Raw genomic sequence first — 19,315 nt, forward strand, 5'->3', positions numbered from 1 at the left:
AAAACTTGGAGCGGGAAACGAGATTCGAACTCGCGACCCCAACCTTGGCAAGGTTGTGCTCTACCAGCTGAGCTATTCCCGCGTATTGCTACTTCTGGTGGAAAGACTGACGTTGGAGCGGGAAACGAGATTCGAACTCGCGACCCCAACCTTGGCAAGGTTGTGCTCTACCAGCTGAGCTATTCCCGCTTCGTCAGTGCGGCGTGTATTCTACCCATTACGCCGCATTCGTCAATATTTTTTCGGAAAAACATCTCTATTTGTAGAACATTTAGTCAGATGTTCCCTGGGACTGTTCCTCATACATAGCTTTCGCAGTCTGAGGCCCGGTCCACAAAGTGGGCAATATTACTAACGACACCGGCAATGCCGTAATAACAATAAACTGCTGTAGGACACTAATTTGCCCAGCTCCCATATACAGTAAAACGGCCGCCATAACCGCCATAGCCCCACCCCAAAAAACACGAACCCAAGGCTGAGGTTCATCATGGCCGGCGCCAACCATAGCAATAGAGTAACTCATAGAATCACCAGTAGTTGCTACAAATATTGTTGTTAACAGCAAAATAGCCGTAGCCATTAGCTTACCGCCAGGTAATGCCTGTGCCACGGTCAACGTCGCTACATCAAACTGAAAGTTGGTCAAAGGCTCCGTTAAGTCGAACACGCCTTCAAGCTGATAGAAAATGCCTGAACCACCGAGCAAGGTAAACCAAAGTGTTGTCGCAATCGGCGCAATAACCGCTACTGATAAAACCATTTGTCTAATCGTTCGGCCCTGAGAGATTCGCGCCACAAATACAGCCATCAACGGCGTGTAACCAATAAACCAGGCAAAAAAGAAGACTGTCCACCATTTCATCCACCAGTCGGGTGCGGTATTCGTCGTCATTGTTGCCATTTCGAAAAATGAACCAATATACTGCCCCATTCCCTGCAAGTAGCTATTGGCCAAAAATAGTGTTGGTCCGAATATTACGATAACAGCAGCTATGGCTATAGCCAGAAATACGTTCATTCGGCTAAGAAACTGAATTCCCTTGTGTAGCCCCGTAAGTGCGGAAATCATGTAAATTGCAGCCAGGCACAAAAGAATAACAAGCTGCAACGCAAAGCCATCTGTCGCGCCGAACAGCTCACTCAGCCCGAAGCTCACTTGCGTCGCTAAAAAGCCAATTGGTCCTACAGTGCCTGCAACAACGGCAATGACACAGCATGAGTCTATAACACTCCCGAAAACGCCTTTCAGTGCTCTTTCACCAAAAACAGGGTAAAGCAAGGTTCGGGGTTGCAAGGGTTTGCCTTTAACATAATGGGAGTAGGACAACACAATTGCAGAGAGTGATCCTAAAACCGCCCATGCTAAAAACCCCCAATGCATAAAGCTTTGGGCCAAAGCTGGTGCAATCGCATTTTGTGTGCCGGCTTCCGCAGGGCTAACAGGTGGAGTCACCAGAAAGTGATAGACAGGCTCTCCCGCCGCGAAAAAAACACCGCCGCCTGCAAGCAAGGTACAAAGAATCATTGAAAGCCAGCGGAAAGTGCTAATTTCAGGTGTAGACCTTGCTCCAATTCTGGCTTTTCCATAACGACTAAGCGCAATACCTAAGGCTATGAAAAATGTGAGTATTAGCAAAGTCTGAAAGAACGAACCAAAGTATTTGGCCGTCCAGGCGAACCCCGTTTCTATGGAAGCTGCCGTAAGCTCAATATTCCAAATTGACAAGCCCAAAAACAGGATAATAAACCCCATTGTCAGAACCAGTACGACTTTATCGCCTACACTTTTTGCTTTCGACATTTCATTTGGTTTCATATTTCTTCCAGCCTGGTTGAGCAATAAATTCTAGTACCGATTAAAGTCGTAAAAAGTTTTCCCGGTAATGTTTCAGTTCACCAATAGACTCCCGAATATCCGCTAAAGCCTCATGCGCTCCTGACTTTTTAAAGCTATTGGCAACTTCCGGGTTCCAGCGTTTAGCCAGCTCTTTTAACGTGCTGACGTCTAAATTCCGGTAGTGGAAAAAGGCTTCCAGCTCAGGCATATGCTTTGCCAGAAAACGGCGATCCTGACAGATACTATTACCGCACATTGGCGATACGCCGGCATCAATGTACTGCTTTAAAAACTCAATGGTCTCTGCAGCCGCTTTTCGCTCGTCGTGCTGACTTTGCTTTACCCGCTCAACCAGACCGGAGCCGGTGTGCGTTTTCACATTCCAGTCATCCATTCTGTCCAGGTACTTTTGTGGCTGATGAACCGCAATGACAGGCCCTTCGGCCAGAGTGTTTAACTGGGCATCGGTGACTATAGTAGCCACTTCAATAATGTGATCTTCATCAGGCTCCAGTCCTGTCATTTCAAGGTCAATCCAAATTAAGCGTTGTTTCTTATTGTCCTCGGTCATTACCCTGCTCTCTCAATACAATTTGTTGTATGATAGCGTCATTTCTAGCACGACAACAGGTTAACGGGCTTGGTAAAACGCAAGACGTCTTAACAAAGGTCAGCAACGGCAAGTATCAGTCAATCAGAAAAAACGACTGAAAAATACCGATATAGAGTGGACCAACAGCCAGCTTAATGCACCGGAGCCCGGTCGCGTTATAAGCCGCTTTGGCCAACATGCCGATATCCGTGACGAGCAGGGAAATACTTATCGCTGCCATATTCGCCGAGTCATCAGCAGCCTGGTGTGCGGCGACAGCGTTTTATGGTCCAGATCGTCGGTTGAGCAACAAGGAATGCAGGGTGTGGTGGTTGCCGTTCAGGAACGTGACAGCTTGCTTTCACGCCCCGACTACTACGACGGTCTTAAACCGGTTGCCGCTAATATTGATCAAATCTTTATTATCTCGAGCGTATTGCCAAGCTTCTCCTCCCCGATTATCGATCGCTACTTAGTCGCCTGCGAAGACATTGGTATAGAGCCGATTATTGTCCTGAATAAAGCCGACTTACTGCCGGAAATAGACGAAGATGAGCGCAACCATATCCAGCAGCGCTTAGAAGACTACGAGAGCATTGGCTATAAAGTCCTTAACGTCAGCAGCGCGACTCAGGATGGTCTCGATACCTTGCAGGATATGCTGAAAGACAGTATTTCTATTGTGGTTGGACAGTCGGGAGTGGGCAAATCCTCGTTGGTCAATCAACTGCTACCTGACGTGAACGCAGAAACAAATTTAGTGTCCGATAATTCAGGATTAGGCCAGCACACAACCACAGTCGCGACTTGGTATGACTTAAAGCAAGGCGGCGCATTGATTGACTCTCCTGGAATTCGGGAGTTTTCATTGTGGCATCTGGAACCCGAGCGAATCGCTCGTTGCTATGTGGATTTTCGCGACTATTTAGGTGGCTGTAAATTCCGTGACTGCAAACACGCAGACGACCCGGGTTGTGCATTACAGGAAGCTGTCAGCAACAATCAATTGCATGACTGGCGTCTTTCTAATTATCATCGCATTATTGAGACTATGAAAACACAAAAGCCCAGTCGGGCAATTCGAGGTAAATAACTGTGGCTAAGACCGATAAAGTCAAAATTTTCTTCCAGCATGTCATGCCTAAGCATTTGATTTCCCGCTTAATGGGGAAGTTTGCTGCAGCGCGTGCCGGATGGTTTACTCAGCTGTTTATCCGTTGGTTTATCCGGCAGTATAAAATTGATATGAGTGAAGCCATTGAAGAATCGCCAAAAGCTTATAAAACCTTTAATGCGTTTTTTACCCGCCATTTAAAACCTGAGCTCAGACCCTTAGAAGCCAGCGAAAACGAACTGGCTCATCCGGTCGATGGTGCCGTCAGCCAATTGGGCGACATTGAAAAAGGACGTATTTTTCAGGCCAAAGGCCACGATTATTCGTTACAGGAATTACTGGGAGGCAACGAAGAAGATGCGAAACCTTTCGTTGACGGTAAATTTGCGACCATTTATTTAGCGCCAAAAGACTACCATCGCATTCATATGCCCTGCGACGGCGTGCTGAAAAAAATGATTTATGTACCTGGTGACTTGTACTCCGTTAACCCGTTAACGGCGGCTAATGTCCCTAACCTTTTTGCCCGAAATGAACGCGTAGTTGCCATTTTTGAGACCGAAGTTGGCCCCATGTCATTGGTATTGGTTGGTGCGACAATCGTTGCCAGTATCGGTACTGTATGGTCCGGTACCATAACGCCTCCTACCGGCGGCCGTATTCAAAGCTGGTCATATCCAACCTCGGGACACTCCGCTATACATCTTAAAAAGGGCGAGGAAATGGGGCACTTTAAACTGGGCTCAACCGTTGTGTTGACCTTTGCTAAAGACGCCATTGAGTTTGACGATGAACTTAAACCTCAGTCAGTGACCCGCATGGGTGAGGTGATGGCAGAAATAAAAGAGAGCGACGATTGATTTTATGGGCTCACCGAGGAGCCAGTTATGAGGCTCCGGAGAATACGCTCGCCGCGTTCTCGCGCGCAATGGACAGCGGAGTGCATGGCATAGAGCTGGATGTTTACGCCATTGACGGTGAGCGTTTTGTCTTTCACGACCGGTATTTAGAACGCCTGACAGCCACCCCGGGCAGATTAAAAGATTTAACCGCAGAGCAAATTCGACGCCTGAAAGTCTTCGGTCAGCAGTCCATACCCACACTGCGTGAAGCTTTAGCTCATATTAACGGACATTGTCATGTCAACATCGAGCTCAAAGGCGACGTACCCACTAAAGAACTCCTGCTGGATGTTGACTACGCCCTGGAGAACGCCAATTTTAAGCACGAGCAATTGCTGGTTTCGTCTTTTAATCATCATTGGCTACAACGTCTTAAAAAGCGTCGTCCTGAAATTAAAATTGGCGCTTTAAGTGCCAGTTGCCCATTGAGCTATTGTCAGTTCGCAGAGGAGCTACAGGCTTTCTCTGCTCACTTTGCTGTCGACTTTGTCACTCCGGAACTGGTGGCAGATGGTCATCGCAGAGGCTTACAAGTTTATGTCTACACTGTGGATGGACAACACGATATTGAAGAACTGCACGCAATGGCCGTCGACGGTATATTTACCAATCACCCAAGTTATGCGCAAAACGTTGTTGCCGGCCTGACCACTGCCGGCAACGAACCTATTCTGCACTACTAGCACTTTAAATATGCTTTAAATAACGCCGCAGACCATCAACTATGATGGTCCGGGTACTCTTCCTGTAAAGATTCCAGTTTACGTGTAATAGCCATTGGTGAGCTGGTATTTTTCGCTAGTGCAATATACAGAGCAGGAATCACAAATAACGTCAAAAACGCTGACACGGCAACTCCGGCAAAAATAACCGTACCAATAACCATACGACTTTCTGCCCCCGGACCAGAGCCCAGAATCAACGGCATGGCGCTCATTAAGGTCGTGAAGGCTGTCATCACAATAGGCCGTAGACGCTGCTGTGCGGCCTTAAGCACCGCCTCTTTGAACTCCATACCAGAGTCACGCAACTGGTTCGCAAACTCAACGATGAGAATACCGTTCTTCGCGGCCAGACCTATAAGCATCACAATACCTATCTGACTGTATATATTAATGCTCATTCCGGCTACATACAGGGCCAGTAAAGCCCCAACTATCGCCATAGGCACCGCCAGCATAATGACCAAGGGGTGAATAAAGCTTTCAAACTGAGCAGCCAGAACCAGGAAGGTAATGACCAATGCCAACCCGAAAACAAAGACGATTGAACTGCCACTCTCTTTGTACAGTTGAGACTCACCTTTATAATCAATCGAAACGTCTTCCGGCAGTTTTTCCTGCACCACGCCTTCCAGGTAACTTAAGGCTTCACCCAGTGAATAGCCTTCAGCCAGATTCGCCTCAATGGTGACACTGCGCATACGGTTGTAACGGTTCAGCCGGGCTGACGTTGCCTGCTCAGTGATGGTTACGAGGTTAGAAAGCGGAATCAATTCATCACTTTTGCGAGAGCGAACATAGATATTATCGATAGCGCCGGGACTACGGTAATCCGCTTTCTCGCCTTCCAGCATCACGTCATACTCTTCGCCCCGATCAAGGTAGGTTGTTACTCGTCTCTGACCTAACACAGACTGCAAGGTAATACCGATGTCCTGCACCGAAACACCCAGGTCGGCAGCACTCGCTTCATCGACCTGAATCAGTAACTGTGGCAGCGTTTCCTTGTAATCACTGTCGAGATTTTGTAACCCAGGATTTGTCGATGCCTCTTCAATCACAATGTCTCTGAATTCCGCTAAGCGCTCATAGGTGTTCCCCTGCAGCACGAACTCGACCGGTCGGCCGCCTCCGCCGCTAATACCACTGCGCATAAAAGCGAACGCCTGAACGCCGACAACTGAGTTCAATTGAGAGCGCATTTCTTCCATAAGCTCAAAACTTGACCAGTCACGCTCGTCAAAAGGAACAGCGCCAACAATGGCAATACCGGCACTACCGCCCCAACCGGGCGCACGAACAATTAAGCGGTCAATCTTGCCTTCATCAATGTAAGGCAAAAGAATCTGCTCTATTTCGTCCATATGTCTGGAGCTGGACTCAAAACTCGCTCCTTCAGCACTGCGCACCTGAATGTAGAAAGTTCCCCTATCTTCAGGTGGCGCGAATTCTTGTGGAATAAAGCTGAATAAACCGAACGCGACAACGCCCGACATCACTACCAGCACTATCGCCATCATGGGACGCTTCACGCTTTTCTCAAGCACACGTCGATAGCCGTGTTCCAGCCAATTGAAAGTTGCATCAAAAGCCTGGCCGAATTTGCTGGTACGTTCCTTTTTACTGAGTATTTTAGAGCTCAGCATTGGTGTTAACGTCAGTGCGGCAATACTCGAGAAAGCAACTGCGGCGGCTATGGCAAGAGCAAACTCAGTAAAAAGCTTACCGATATTCCCGTCTAAGAAAGCCAGGGGTACAAATACCGAAATCAGTACCAGGGTCGTCGCAATAACCGCAAAGCCCACCTCCCGGGCCCCGCGGTAAGCGGCCAGGATAGGAGGTTCTCCCTCCTCTATGCGGCGGTATATGTTTTCCAAAACCACAATGGAGTCATCAACCACCAAACCAATAGCCAGTACCAGCGCCAGCAGGGTCAGTAAGTTGATGGAAAAGCCCAAAGCAAACAAAACCATATAGGAAGCAATAATAGCCACAGGTACCGTCAACGCAGGCACTATGGTTGCCCTTATATTCCCTAAAAACAGGTAAATAACCACAATAACCAGCGCCATCGCCACGGCCAGCGTGTTGTAAACCTCATCAACGGAACCCTGAATGAATATCGATGAATCGTAACTGGGTGCCAGATACATGGTTTCCGGCAATGTTTGCTGAATTTTTTTCATTTCCCGGTGAACGTTCTTCACTACGTCCAGAGTGTTGCCTTTCGACTGCTTAATGACACCGACACCAACCATGTTAACGCCGTTTCCACGGAAGTCGGTTTTGTCGTCTTCTGCACCCAGTTCTACCCGGGCAACCTCCGCCAGACGCACTAAATAGCCATCGTCACCTTGTCTTATCACCAGATTTTTAAAGTCTTCCGGTGACAAATAGGCGCGTGCCATACGAACCGAGAACTCCCTGTCGGTTGACTCGACTTCTCCCGCCGGAAGCTCAACATTTTCTTCACGTAAACGGCTGACGATATCGGTCACCGTCACCTGTCGTGCCGCCATGGCATCACGATCCAGCCAAACACGCATCGCATAGCGTCGGTCGCCACCAATGACAACTCGTGCAACCCCGTCGGCAACTGACAGACGATCGACGATGTACCGCTCCGCATAGTCAGTCAGCTCCAGAATCGACATGCTCTCGCTGCGCAGGTTATACCAGACAATGGTGCTTTCATCGCTGGAAGCTTTTGAGACTTCGGGTGGGTCGGCTTCTTCAGGCAGGTTATCAAGTACCCGGGACACTCGTTCACGAACATCATTTGAGGCAGCATCAATGTCGCGGGTCAGATTAAACTCAATGCTAATACTGGAGCGGCCGTTGCGGCTGCTAGAACTAATGTTTTTAATGCCTTCTATACCGCTAATGCGGTCTTCGACCAGCTGTGTGACCTGAGTTTCCACCACTTCGGCAGAGGCGCCGGGGTAGTCTGTATTAATAGACACTATGGGCCGGTCAATATCCGGGTATTCGCGCAACGGCAGCATGGTAAAAGCCACAATACCGAAAACCACCAACAGAATATTCAGTACGGTTGCAAAAACCGGACGTTTTACAGAAAGGTCAGACAACAACATAACTTAACCTCCCTGCACAGAAACAGGTACACCGTCGCGAAGGCGAACAATGCCTTCTATAATGACTTTTTCTCCCGGCTTAAGACCGTCAGTAATCTCTACAATACCGGGCTTACGGCGACCTATGGTGACTTCTTTTTGGCGAGCTCTATTATCCGGAGTTAACACATATACGTATTGTCTGTTCTGAATCGGAATAAGGGCTTTTTCGGGCAATAATAAGGCTTCGTCAATGCTGCGTAGCAAGGTAATTTGCAAAAGCATTCCCGGACGCAGGCGCTCATCATCATTATCAATTTTAGCGCGCACTTTCACGGAACGAGTCACGGGGTCAACGCGCGAATCAATACTGGAAATACGCCCGACAAACTGTTCGCCAGGATAAGCACGGCTGCGGGCAATCACTTCCTGGTCTACAGCAATACTGGCGAAGTAACGTTCAGGAACGCTAAAATCCACTTTAATCGGCTTAATATCATCAAGGGTCGTAAACACATCCCCCGGACTCACCAGAGAGCCTGCACTAATTTCGCGAATACCGACTCTCCCTGAAAAAGGTGCATAAATTTTCATTTCCTGCAAATTAGCTTCTGCGACTTCTAAATCGGCTTGTAACCCGTTAACACGAACTTCCTGTTCATTAAATTGCTGCTGAGAGGCCGCGTTCCCCCGACGTAGTTCGGTTATTCTGTCCAACTGGCGTTTGGCTTCGTCCAAGCTGAATTTTAACTGTTGCACGCGCGCAACTTCTGTACGTGCATTGAGCTCTGCCAGAAGTTGTCCCTGTTCAACTAAGTCACCGCTTTCAAAATAGATTTTTTCGACAACGTCCTGCGTTTGCGTAGTAATACGAACCGTTTCATTGGCCATGGCGGTGCCGAGTGCTTCAATAGTGTCGCGGAACTCACTGATTTCAGCGGTCTGGATTTTCACCGGAACCGATTGCTCCTTTCCTTCCTGGACTTTCGATTCGGGCGGAAACCCAAACAGGTATATAGCTGCCGCAATCAGGACAATGACAACAATCGTAATCGGGTTAATCCAGGAACGCTTCGCCATGCTTACCTCTAGGTTCTTTGTAAAACGGTTTTAACATGGGCTATTTTACGCAAAACACCGCCAAAAGGCGGTGCACTTAACGAGTATTCTGGCGGTTTAGTCTCAAATTCAATCGTTTGAGTGAAATGCCGGGCTGTATTTATGAATAGCCTCAATAAAAGCACCTGCATGTTCAGGGTCAACTTCCGGGTGAATTCCATGCCCCAAATTGAACACATGCCCCGTACCTGAACCATAGCTTTGTAATATGCTTTGTACTTCTTGTTCAATCCTTTGAGGTTTAGCATACAGTACGCTAGGGTCCATATTCCCCTGCAGCGCGACTTGCCCCCCAACACGAGCTCTGGCATCGGATAAATCTGTGGTCCAGTCCACTCCTAGCGCATCGGCACCGCTGGCAGCCATAGTTTCCAACCATTGCCCACCATTTTTGGTAAATAAAGTAACCGGCACTTTGCGTCCGTCGGCTTCCCGAGTAAGACCCGCGACAATTTTTTCCATGTAAGCCAACGAGAATGCCTTGTAGTCACGAGGTGACAAAACACCGCCCCAGGTATCAAATATCATCACCGACTGCGCACCTGCGGCAATCTGTGCATTCAGATACTGAGTAACGGAGTCAGCCAGAACATTCAACAAGGTATGCATAGCTTCAGGATCAGCAAACATCAGCTGCTTCACCTTGGAAAAGTTTTTGGTGCTTCCGCCCTCAACCATATAGGTAGCCAGTGTCCACGGGCTACCAGAGAAACCAATCAGCGGTACACTGCCATTCAACTCACGACGAATAGCGCGCACAGCATCCATCACGTAACCTAACTCATCTTCCATATCGGGTACGGCCAGGTTTTTTATGGCGGCCATGCTGCGTACCGGATCCTTAAACTTCGGCCCCTCACCGGCTTCAAAATATAAGCCCAGACCCATAGCGTCGGGAATCGTTAGAATATCGCTAAAGAGTATGGCAGCATCCAGGTCGAACCGACGCAACGGTTGCATGGTCACTTCACAAGCAAGCTCAGTGTTTCGGCATAATGACATAAAGTCGCCAGCCTCCGCGCGTACTTCTTTATACTCAGGTAAATAGCGTCCAGCCTGACGCATCATCCAGACGGGAGTGCGATCAACGGGTTGTTTTGCCAGTGCACGGAGGTAACGATCATTTTTAAGCGCCGGAGCGGTCATAGCGAATCCAATTATTTATCAACATCAATGCCAGGCATTTTATCAGTCCGCAGGCATTGGCTCCATGAAAACTTGTGCTTACCTCTTTTGAGATAGATCAATCAAAGTTCTTGCTATGGTCCCTTCGGGCGGAATATCCGGCAGGTCGTCAAAAGCAAACCAGTCGCCTGTCACCAGTTCGTACGGGTCGATATGCAATTCACCCTCTGCCCAGTCTGCCGTGTAACCCATCATTAGCGAATGAGGAAAAGACCAGGGCTGGCTTAAATGATACTGAATGTTCTTAACGCGAATGCCGGCCTCTTCATAAACTTCACGCTCTAATGCCTGTTCCAGACTCTCGCCGGCTTCGACAAAGCCTGCCAATATAGAGTGTAAGCCGGGCTTATGGCGCTTGCCTTGAGCCAGCAGAATTTTGTCATCTTTGCGGATAGCCACAATAACGCATGGCGACACGCGCGGGTAACAACGGTGCTGGCACTGATTACAATGCATCGCCAGCTCCCATTCTATGGTTTGCATGCGAGCACCGCAGCGGCCGCAAAAACGATGAGTATTCAGAAAGTCGCTGAATTGCCGGGCTCTGCCTGCCATAGCAAACTTTTCCATGTCGTCCACGGTAAGTAATTGGCGTAAAGGTGCAAACTCACCACCAATGAACTGTTCGTCCATATAGTCGGCCATAACCAAATAACAGCTACGCTCCCGCAGCTCGCCTATTTCCACTACCCGGTAGTCATTTAAGTCTGGAAAGCCTAGATCTTGCAGGCAGCCAAAAGGGACTTCTCCGCTTTCATCCAGAAAGAGATGGTCAGAGCTCACCACAAACCACCAGGCAGGTTCATCAGCCGCCGGTTTTGAATACAAAGTCGCCATATTAATCCCGCGTATCAAATGCGTTTGATTTTCTGTAAAATCAGTTGAGTTCTAATGCTTATGAATTTACATTAGGTACTGAAACTATAGACGGAGAGTATCATGTTAAGCCGTAATGAGCAGGCAAAAAAGCGCTGGGCCGGCGCTCATAAAAGTATCGACCTATGGCTATCCGAGCGCCAGAACTTACTGGTAAATTATTTTAAACTTGCCGCGCTCCCGCCTTATGAAAGCATTCGCTCGGGCTTACCCAACGTCACTGATATCCGCGATTTTTGCGGTCAATTAGTCGACTACGTCTCAAGTGGTCATTTTGAAATTTATGATCAAATTGTGCGCGAAGCTTCATCTCAGGGAAACTCAGTTGATGATTTAGCTGACGAATTATTCCCTTTAATTTCTGACACCACTGAAATTGCGTTAGATTTTAATGATAGATATGGTGAGATAAGCTCAACTGATCACTGTGAAACCTTCGATAGAGATTTATCGGCACTGGGTGAAGCACTGGAATTAAGAATGGAGTTTGAAGACAAACTTCTCAATCATTTAGACGAGCATAATTTAATAACAGCATAAGCTGAGTTTTATTGAATTTATAAAAACGCCGGCATTTCGCCGGCGTTTTTGTATACATGAAAGCGCAACGGAACCTATTCGGTATCCAGTTCGTCTTTTTGTACGTTAAGCAGCTCAACAGTAAAAATCAGCGTTGAATTTGGTGGGATTTGACCATCACCCAATTCACGATCACCGTACGCCAGTTCAGACGGGATCACGAAACGGTATTTAGCGCCTTCTTTCATCAATTGCAGACCTTCAGTCCAGCCAGGGATAACGCGGTTTAGCGGAAATGATGTTGGTTCGCCACGCTCATATGAGCTGTCAAACACTTCGCCATCAACCAGCGTACCTTCGTAATGAACTTCTACCATGTCGGTTTCCGATGGGCTAACACCGTCACCTTCTTCAAGAACCTCATACTGAAGACCCGAGTCAGTTGATTGCACACCCTCTTTTTTCGCGTTTTCCGCTAAATAGGCTTTCCCTTCTTCAGCAGCTTTTTTACCTAAAACGTTCTGACGATGTTCCATGACCTCTTCGCGCATAGCGTTCAGAATTTTTTCAGCTTCTTCTTCACCCAGTTGAGGATCACCTTTAACCGCATCGACAAAGCCGGCAATAACAATGTCACGTTCCAGCATATAGTCCGCTTCTTCCTGACGATCCAGGTTACGCGCAATGAACCCACCAACAGAAGAGCCTAACGCGTAAGCCTGCTTATCTTTGTCTGTTTTTAATTCCGTATCATTAGCCGGAAATTTTTCTTGCGAGCAGGCCGTCAGTGCCAGCGCGATGGCTGAAATAGCTAACGGCTTTATCAGTTGTTTCATCGTTTTCTCCAATTATCGTCTTGCATCCTTTCGGACTATGCCATAATAGTGTTATCTAACAGAACCATACTACACAACCACAAGGAACTTGCCTATGCCTTTTCTCAAGCTGTGCGGTGCGTTTATTTTGCTGGTTGTACTCACCGGTTGCCAACCTGCACCGGAAAAGATCAATAAAACAATTCACGCTGACAACGGTACCTACGCCGCTGATATTTCGGACGACGGGAACTTTAGTCTGGTCTCTACAGACGAAGCTGGCTTGCTGTTGTGGCCTCGTTATGCCACCAATGCAAAGTACCAATGGCAGCATAATGAAAACGCCGTCTCTCAAATAATCGACGTAGATATTAGCGCCGACGGAGAAGTCGCGGTTGCCGCATCGCGTAAAGAGTTTTCCATGTGGGATATTAATAGCGGTGAAAACCTGGGTTTCTGGAAAATAGGCTCAGGGGGTATACAGAAGCTGGTCGTCAGTAAAAAAGGCGGAACTGTGGTACTGGGTAAGCGAGACGGCACGCAAGTTGCTTTTAATCCTGCCTCAGGACGGCGTATTGAATTTTATGGCCATACCGAAAACATTAATGCTCTCGATATTTCTCCCAACGGTTTTTATGTGCTCAGTGGTTCTAATGATCATTCAGCCATACTATGGGATACCCGCAGCGGGCAAATTGTGCACCGTTGGCCTCTTGATGGGCGGATCACACAGGTTGCTTTGCACCCTGATGGCCATTTTGCGTTTATCTCAGATGCAATCGATAATGCCATTATCCGTTCGCTACCAAAGGGTGAAGTTGTTTCAAAACTTAAGTTCATAGAACGCCATAAAATTTTTAGTGCGGCGCGCTTTAGTGCCTCTGGTGATTACCTCATTACCGGATCGCCCTCGCGTCAAATTGCAATCTGGGACACCTCGACCGGAGAAGAGCTCACGCACTGGCGAGTTGATTTACGCGACGGAGGTCATCCGAGCAACGCTTCCATATTGGCCGTCGTGTTTGATGAAAAACAACAACAGGTCATTAGCGAGAGTTCTGCGGGTCTCGCTGAGTGGTGGAGTATTGATTTAACAGGTATTAAAGAATGACAGTAGAAAAAATAGAAGCGCAATTAACTAACCTTGAAATGCAATTAACCTTTCAGGAAGACACCATTGATTCATTGAATAAACGGGTTACTGAGCAAACTCAGCAAATGAGTGAAATGCAAAAACAAATTCGCTGGTTAGGAAAGCGGCTGAAACAAATGCAGGAGAATCAGTCGACTGACTCAGATCCGGCAGATGAACCACCCCCTCCTCATTATTAAAGCGTTGGGTTTACCTTGACCTTAGTAAATCAGGTCAGTATAACAACTGTTCTTATTTAGTTTGCGAGAATGTTATGTCATCAAAGCACCCGATTATTGCCGTTACCGGTTCATCAGGAGCAGGAACAACTACCACAGGACAAGCCGTACGCCATATCTTTCGTTCGTTAGATGTGAGTGCAGCATTTGTAGAAGGTGACAGCTTTCATCGCTACTCCCGCCCTGAAATGGACTTGGCTATTCGCAAAGCTCAGGAACAGGGTCGTCATATCAGTTATTTTGGTGCCGAAGCCAATGACTTTGACCGGTTAGAATCCTTATTCCGTTCTTATTCACAAACCGGCAACGGCAAAGTGCGTCGCTATTTACACAGCTTTGATGATGCCGTGCCTTATAACCAAATGCCCGGGACTTTTACGCCCTGGGAAGAGCTCCCTGAAAATACCGATGCGCTTTTCTATGAAGGCCTGCATGGCGGTGTTTGCGGTGACGGGTACGATGTCACTCAGTATGTCGATTTATTAATCGGCATGGTGCCTATTGTTAACCTTGAGTGGATCCAGAAGTTGATTCGCGATACATCAGAGCGGGGCCATTCACGTGAAGCGGTTACCACCAGCATTATTCGTGGCATGGAAGATTACATTCACCATATTGTTCCCCAGTTTTCGCGTACTCATATCAACTTCCAGCGAGTGCCTACGGTTGATACGTCCAACCCTTTCAGTGCCAAGGATATTCCGTCACTGGACGAGAGCTTTGTTGTTATTCGTTTTCGGGGTATTAAGAATGTCGACTTCCCCTATTACCTGCAGATGATAGACGGCTCTTTCATGTCGCGTACCAGTACCCTGGTTGTGCCCGGCGGGAAAATGGCCTTAGCCATGGAGCTTATTCTGACACCGCTGATAGAACAAATTATGGAAAGGAAAAACCAGGTTCGCCGACAGGTTGACTGGATATCAAGTAAATAAGTAACTACTCACTAACTAACCATCTACTGTGAAAGTTGGCACCTTTATCCTGAGCGAGAGTTTTGCACAAGACGGGTAACAGATGCTCGCTGTCCTGCACCACGCCATAAGGCGGATTGATCCAGAGAAAGCCACAGCCGTGAAGCCCTTTACGCTCATCATTGGTGCGTATATTCAGTTCCATAATCAGAGTCTTAGGCAGACCTGGCAAAGCACCAACATCACGGTGAAAAGCAGCCGTTTTCAACTCATCTTTAATGGGGTACCAAACCGCAAAGCTACCGCTTTGCCAGCGTTTTAAGCCCTGTTCCAACGCGCTGACCACATCGTCAAACTCCGTGGTGTTTTCAAAAGGCGGGTCAATAAGTACCAACCCACGCTTTTCAGCAGGGGGCAGTTGCGCACGCACAGCCTGATAACCGTCCATGGGAGCCAGTATTTGCACTTGTTTGTGCCGACCCAAAGGGGTGTTTTTAAGGGTCTCTGCGTCTTCTTTATGCAGTTCACAAACAACTAACCGGTCATTTTCGCGTAAAAATTCAGAGGTTATGACTGGTGAACCAGGGTAATACCTAAGCTTACCTTGCTCTTCGTTTAATTGACGCACGGTGTTTAAATAAGCGCCGGCTAAGGGTTCTTCGGCTGAGTATTGAGCAAAACGGACAATACCCTGTTCGGCTTCGGCAGTTCTTACGGCCTGATCACCTTGCAAATCGTAGTAACCGATACCACCGTGAGTATCGAGTACAAAGTAGGGCTTACTCTTTTGCTGAAAATACTCCAGCGCTCGCGCCAGAAGCAAATGCTTAAAAACATCGGCAAAATTGCCGGCATGAAAAATGTGTCGATAATTCAAAGATCAGTCGTCTTGTTGAGGAGGTTCAATACGGTAACTGTGGGTAATATTAACCGACGCTTCCAGCATTTTAGCCACCGAACAGTACTTATCGGCTGACAGTTTCACCGCACGCTCTACGTGCTTTTCGTTAATATCCGTGCCCACAATCACGAACTCCAGATGAATGTCAGTAAAAACCTTTGGTACTGAATCGGCACGGGTTCCTGACAACTCACAATAGCAGCGCTGAAGGTTCTGCTTAGCTTTTTGCAATATACTGACCACGTCAACAGACGCGCAGCTTCCTGCGGACATGAGTACCATTTCCATAGGACTCGGGGCTTTGCCGGGGTTGTCACCATCCATGACCACTTGATGACCACTACCTGAGGTAGCCACAAAAGTCATGCCGTCTAACCAGGCAACCTTTGCATTCATGCTATTTGCTGACATTGAATATCCTTGCTGAAATCGATAAAAGACTACAGTCGGTAACTTTGCAGGCGCTCATCGAAAAGGTTTTTTACCAGACCAACAAACTCATTAATGAAGGCTTCCTGCTGCGGAGTCGGGTGTGTATCCAAAACTTTGGATAACACTTCTTCCAAATCGTAAACAATAGCATCCGTTTCCCGGACAATATTCAGCCGCAAAGCTTCATCGAGCTCGTTCTGCTCAAACACTGCCATCATGCTTTCTGACAAACGCTCTTCCATAAAGTCACGCAAAGTATAGTCTGCAGTTTTTGCGCTGCTACTTTGCTCAGTGAAGACCGGTAACTGACCTGTCAGGTACTGGATTAGCTCAATGTATCCGTCTGTTTCAACTATCATCTGTTTCTCTTTGTCTCGCGGCCAGGCAACCCATACGTTGCCTAGCCACTAAGCTAGCACAGATTGCGATTAAAATTTAAGCCCTGGAGCTAAACTCTCAGGTAAGCTCATGCTGTCAGCTTCCACAGAGGCAACCGGGTACGCGCAATAGTCCGCCGCATAATACGCACTAGCACGGTGATTACCGCTTGCGCCAATGCCTCCAAAAGGTGCGGCACTGCTGGCACCAGTAATCGGCTTATTCCAATTCACAATACCTGCACGAATGTGTTTAAAGAAGTAACGATAGGTTTGCTCATCATCACACAAAACACCAGCAGACAGACCATAACGCGTATTGTTCGCTTCTTTGATAGCCGCATCAATATCTTTAAAACGATACACTTTCAATAATGGTCCAAAATGCTCGTCGTCCGGTAAATTTTCAACTCCGGTTACATCCACAATACCCGGAGTGACAAACCCTTTCTTCGAGTCAGCCTGCTTCATACGAACTAATGACTTAGCTCCTTTATGCAACAGCTCATTCTGTGCATCGACCATTTCGCCCGCAGCTTTAGCAGAAATCATAGCCCCCATGAATGGCTGTGGATCAGCTTCGTAATCGTCGACCAGAATATTTTCAGTGACTTCAATGAGACGTTCCAGTACAGCACGGCCTTGCTCAGAATCTTCGATAAACAAGCGACGTGCGCAAGTGCAGCGCTGACCAGAAGTGATGAAAGCCGAGTGCACGATATTGTGTACCGCTGCATCAATATCAGCCACATTCGTCACCAACAATGGGTTGTTACCGCCCATTTCCAGTGCCAGAATCTTATCAGGACGACCGCCAAATTGTTTGTGTAACAAATGCCCAGTGTTTGATGAGCCGGTGAAATACAGACCATCAATTTGTGGGTGTGCTGACAATGCCTTACCCGTGTCAACTTCGCCCTGAACCAGGTTAAGAACCCCCGCCGGGATGCCTGCTTTTTCCCATAACTTAACGGTTTCCTGGGCCACCATAGGAGTCAGTTCGCTTGGTTTGAATACCACGGTATTACCCGCAATAAGCGCCGGAACAATGTGACCGTTAGGCAGATGCCCCGGAAAGTTATAAGGGCCATAAACAGCGACCACGCCGTGCGGCTTGTGGCGAATAAAGGCTTTTGCGCCCGGCATATCGTTTTCAACCGTACCGGTGCGTTCATGGTAGGCTCGTTCTGAAATCGCCACCTTACCCATCATAGCGCCAACTTCGGTACGTGTTTCCCAAACCGGTTTGCCAGTTTCTTTAGCCATAGTGCGAGCCAGATGCTCTTTATTTTCGTCCAGTAACTCTGAAAATTTCTTACAAATAGCTAGGCGCTCTTCCACGCTGCGACCGGACCAATCCGGAAATGCCGCCCGTGCTGCCAGAATGGCCTTTTCAACCTGAGGTTCACTGGCAGCTTCGCCACTCCAGATAACTTCGTTTCGTGCCGGATCAATCGATTTGAACAGCTGACCTTCACCAGCTTCCCAACAACCATCAATAAATTGAATACTGTTCGTCATACAAATACTCCTGCTTAGAGTGCAACAATGCGGGCTTCATCGCCGCTTTCTAAATGCATTGCCTGGGCTTGTTCTGTCGTCAATACGAGTTCGTCTGCACCTGCCGGTAAAGACAGTTTGGTCGCACGGAAGTTCTTCAGTTGCGTATTGCAGACAATATGAGGAATGCCTTCATCTTCCGCTTTAGATTCGCTTACCGTTACCGTCACTAAACGACTGTTACGGACACTGTTAAGATTACACACTTCAGCTTCAACCGTTGGCCCTGCATCAAATATATCGACGAACCCGCGAAAACGAAAGCCTTCGGATTCCAGCAGTTTCAGTGCCGGCCGGGTATTGTCGTGAACTTTACCGACAACCGCCTGTGCTTCTTTACTCAACAAATTAGTATAAATAGGGAAGCGTGGCATCAGTTCAGAAATAAAGACTTTATCGCCAATGCCACTTAAGTAGTCGGCTTTAGGAAAGTCCATTGAGAAAAAGTTCTCTTCCAGCCAATTCCAGAATGGCGAATCACCATTTTCATCTGAAACACCACGCATTTCGGCTATTACCCAGTCGCTGAAACGCTGTTTAAATTGCGCTAAAAACAGCATACGGAAACGTGACAATGTACGTCCGTTCATATTGTGCCGGTAAGGTTCACGCAAGAACAGTGTGCATAGCTCGGAAACACCGGTGTAGTCATTACACAAGGTTAAGGTTTCCAGTGCATTATAAATATTGAGCTTCTCTGAATGATGCACAACTTTACCTAAACGGTAATGCCAGAAGGCTTCATTCAAACCCACCGCGGCTTCAATACCACTGACACCTGCAATAGTACCGGTTTCGGTATCTTCCATAACAAACAGATAGCTTTCATCGCCCGGTGTTTCAACGGTATCTTTAGCGAATGCTTTTTGCGCCGCGTTAATGCGGCGCTCCAGCAGCGACTGGTCTACCGGTAAAGAAGTAAAACCATGACCGGACTCAATCGCACACTGGTATAACGCTTCGTAATCTGACGGCTTAATGGGTCTGATTAGCAACATAAAA

General features: G+C 47.7%; 18 protein-coding genes, 2 tRNA genes and 1 pseudogene. 7 read left to right on the forward strand and 14 right to left on the reverse strand.

What is annotated here, in order from left to right; genetic code table 11:
• Positions 1–6: 6 nt before the first annotated feature.
• From U0358_RS11840 to orn, 4 genes are all read right to left on the reverse strand, one after another.
• A tRNA-Gly gene (locus tag U0358_RS11840) sits at positions 7–82 on the reverse strand.
• A 31-nt stretch (positions 83–113) separates the two neighbouring features.
• Positions 114–189: transfer RNA gene (locus tag U0358_RS11845), tRNA-Gly, on the reverse strand.
• 82 nt (positions 190–271) lie between these two features.
• A complete protein-coding gene (locus U0358_RS11850; protein WP_322406398.1) occupies positions 272–1,819 on the reverse strand; it encodes a BCCT family transporter in 1,548 nt (515 codons plus the stop codon).
• A gap of 40 nt (positions 1,820–1,859) precedes the next feature.
• Entirely contained in the window at positions 1,860–2,411 is a 552-nt protein-coding gene (gene orn / locus U0358_RS11855) for an oligoribonuclease (RefSeq protein ID WP_322406399.1), read from the reverse strand.
• 82 nt (positions 2,412–2,493) lie between these two features.
• Between orn and rsgA the strand changes: the two are divergent.
• From rsgA to U0358_RS11870, 3 genes and pseudogenes are all read left to right on the forward strand, one after another.
• A pseudogene (rsgA, locus tag U0358_RS11860) lies at positions 2,494–3,525 on the forward strand (small ribosomal subunit biogenesis GTPase RsgA); the annotation flags it as partial.
• 2 nt (positions 3,526–3,527) lie between these two features.
• Positions 3,528–4,406: an archaetidylserine decarboxylase gene (gene asd / locus U0358_RS11865; protein ID WP_322406400.1), complete on the forward strand. Its 879-nt coding sequence runs from the start codon at positions 3,528–3,530 to the stop codon at positions 4,404–4,406.
• Entirely contained in the window at positions 4,403–5,131 is a 729-nt protein-coding gene (locus tag U0358_RS11870) for a glycerophosphodiester phosphodiesterase (RefSeq protein WP_322406401.1), read from the forward strand. Before asd ends, U0358_RS11870 begins: the two co-directional genes overlap by 4 nt.
• Positions 5,132–5,166: 35 nt before the next feature.
• On the opposite strand, the gene U0358_RS11875 is transcribed toward U0358_RS11870, so the two are convergent.
• The 4 genes from U0358_RS11875 to nudC form a co-directional block, all read right to left on the reverse strand.
• Positions 5,167–8,265, reverse strand: coding sequence for an efflux RND transporter permease subunit (locus U0358_RS11875; RefSeq protein ID WP_317497566.1), 3,099 nt, complete (start codon positions 8,263–8,265; stop codon positions 5,167–5,169).
• Positions 8,266–8,268: 3 nt separating this feature from the next.
• Positions 8,269–9,324, reverse strand: coding sequence for an efflux RND transporter periplasmic adaptor subunit (locus U0358_RS11880; protein WP_317497567.1), 1,056 nt, complete (start codon positions 9,322–9,324; stop codon positions 8,269–8,271).
• Positions 9,325–9,432: 108 nt separating this feature from the next.
• A complete protein-coding gene (gene hemE / locus U0358_RS11885) occupies positions 9,433–10,509 on the reverse strand; it encodes a uroporphyrinogen decarboxylase (RefSeq protein WP_317497568.1) in 1,077 nt (358 codons plus the stop codon).
• A gap of 78 nt (positions 10,510–10,587) precedes the next feature.
• Complete coding sequence (nudC, locus tag U0358_RS11890; RefSeq protein ID WP_317497569.1) at positions 10,588–11,385, reverse strand: NAD(+) diphosphatase; 798 nt, start codon at positions 11,383–11,385, stop codon at positions 10,588–10,590.
• A gap of 102 nt (positions 11,386–11,487) precedes the next feature.
• On the opposite strand from nudC, the gene rsd reads away from it, so the two are divergent.
• A complete protein-coding gene (gene rsd, locus U0358_RS11895; RefSeq protein WP_317497570.1) occupies positions 11,488–11,964 on the forward strand; it encodes a sigma D regulator in 477 nt (158 codons plus the stop codon).
• A gap of 74 nt (positions 11,965–12,038) precedes the next feature.
• On the opposite strand, the gene fkpA is transcribed toward rsd, so the two are convergent.
• On the reverse strand, positions 12,039–12,779 hold the full coding sequence (gene fkpA, locus U0358_RS11900) for an FKBP-type peptidyl-prolyl cis-trans isomerase (protein ID WP_317497571.1): 741 nt from the start codon (positions 12,777–12,779) through the stop codon (positions 12,039–12,041).
• A gap of 94 nt (positions 12,780–12,873) precedes the next feature.
• Here fkpA and U0358_RS11905 point away from each other — a divergent pair, with 94 nt between their 5' ends.
• The 3 genes from U0358_RS11905 to U0358_RS11915 all read left to right on the forward strand — a co-directional run bounded on the left by U0358_RS11905 (position 12,874) and on the right by U0358_RS11915 (position 15,064).
• Positions 12,874–13,869: a WD40 repeat domain-containing protein gene (locus U0358_RS11905; protein ID WP_317497572.1), complete on the forward strand. Its 996-nt coding sequence runs from the start codon at positions 12,874–12,876 to the stop codon at positions 13,867–13,869.
• Positions 13,866–14,090 (forward strand): SlyX family protein, encoded by a 225-nt coding sequence (locus tag U0358_RS11910; protein ID WP_317497573.1) that lies wholly within the window; start codon positions 13,866–13,868, stop codon positions 14,088–14,090. The genes U0358_RS11905 and U0358_RS11910 overlap by 4 nt, the downstream gene beginning before the upstream one ends.
• Before the next feature lie 74 nt (positions 14,091–14,164).
• Complete coding sequence (locus tag U0358_RS11915; RefSeq protein WP_317497574.1) at positions 14,165–15,064, forward strand: phosphoribulokinase; 900 nt, start codon at positions 14,165–14,167, stop codon at positions 15,062–15,064.
• A 4-nt stretch (positions 15,065–15,068) separates the two neighbouring features.
• Here the strand turns inward: U0358_RS11915 and U0358_RS11920 are convergent, their stop codons facing one another.
• The 5 genes from U0358_RS11920 to astA form a co-directional block, all read right to left on the reverse strand.
• Positions 15,069–15,920 carry a 23S rRNA (adenine(2030)-N(6))-methyltransferase RlmJ gene (locus U0358_RS11920; RefSeq protein ID WP_322406402.1) on the reverse strand — a complete coding sequence of 284 codons (852 nt, stop codon included), beginning with the start codon at positions 15,918–15,920 and terminating at the stop codon, positions 15,069–15,071.
• 3 nt (positions 15,921–15,923) lie between these two features.
• On the reverse strand, positions 15,924–16,355 hold the full coding sequence (locus U0358_RS11925) for an OsmC family protein (protein WP_404397526.1): 432 nt from the start codon (positions 16,353–16,355) through the stop codon (positions 15,924–15,926).
• A 29-nt stretch (positions 16,356–16,384) separates the two neighbouring features.
• A complete protein-coding gene (locus U0358_RS11930; RefSeq protein ID WP_317497576.1) occupies positions 16,385–16,735 on the reverse strand; it encodes a DUF3802 family protein in 351 nt (116 codons plus the stop codon).
• Positions 16,736–16,804: 69 nt separating this feature from the next.
• Positions 16,805–18,274, reverse strand: coding sequence for a succinylglutamate-semialdehyde dehydrogenase (astD, locus tag U0358_RS11935; protein WP_322406403.1), 1,470 nt, complete (start codon positions 18,272–18,274; stop codon positions 16,805–16,807).
• A 14-nt stretch (positions 18,275–18,288) separates the two neighbouring features.
• The gene (gene astA, locus U0358_RS11940) at positions 18,289–19,311 is read right to left on the reverse strand and encodes an arginine N-succinyltransferase (protein WP_317497578.1); all 1,023 of its coding nucleotides are present in this window, start codon (positions 19,309–19,311) and stop codon (positions 18,289–18,291) included.
• Between the last annotated feature and the right edge of the window lie 4 nt (positions 19,312–19,315).

Source organism: Idiomarina sp. PL1-037 (genome assembly GCF_034422975.1).
Classification (GTDB): domain Bacteria; phylum Pseudomonadota; class Gammaproteobacteria; order Enterobacterales; family Alteromonadaceae; genus Idiomarina.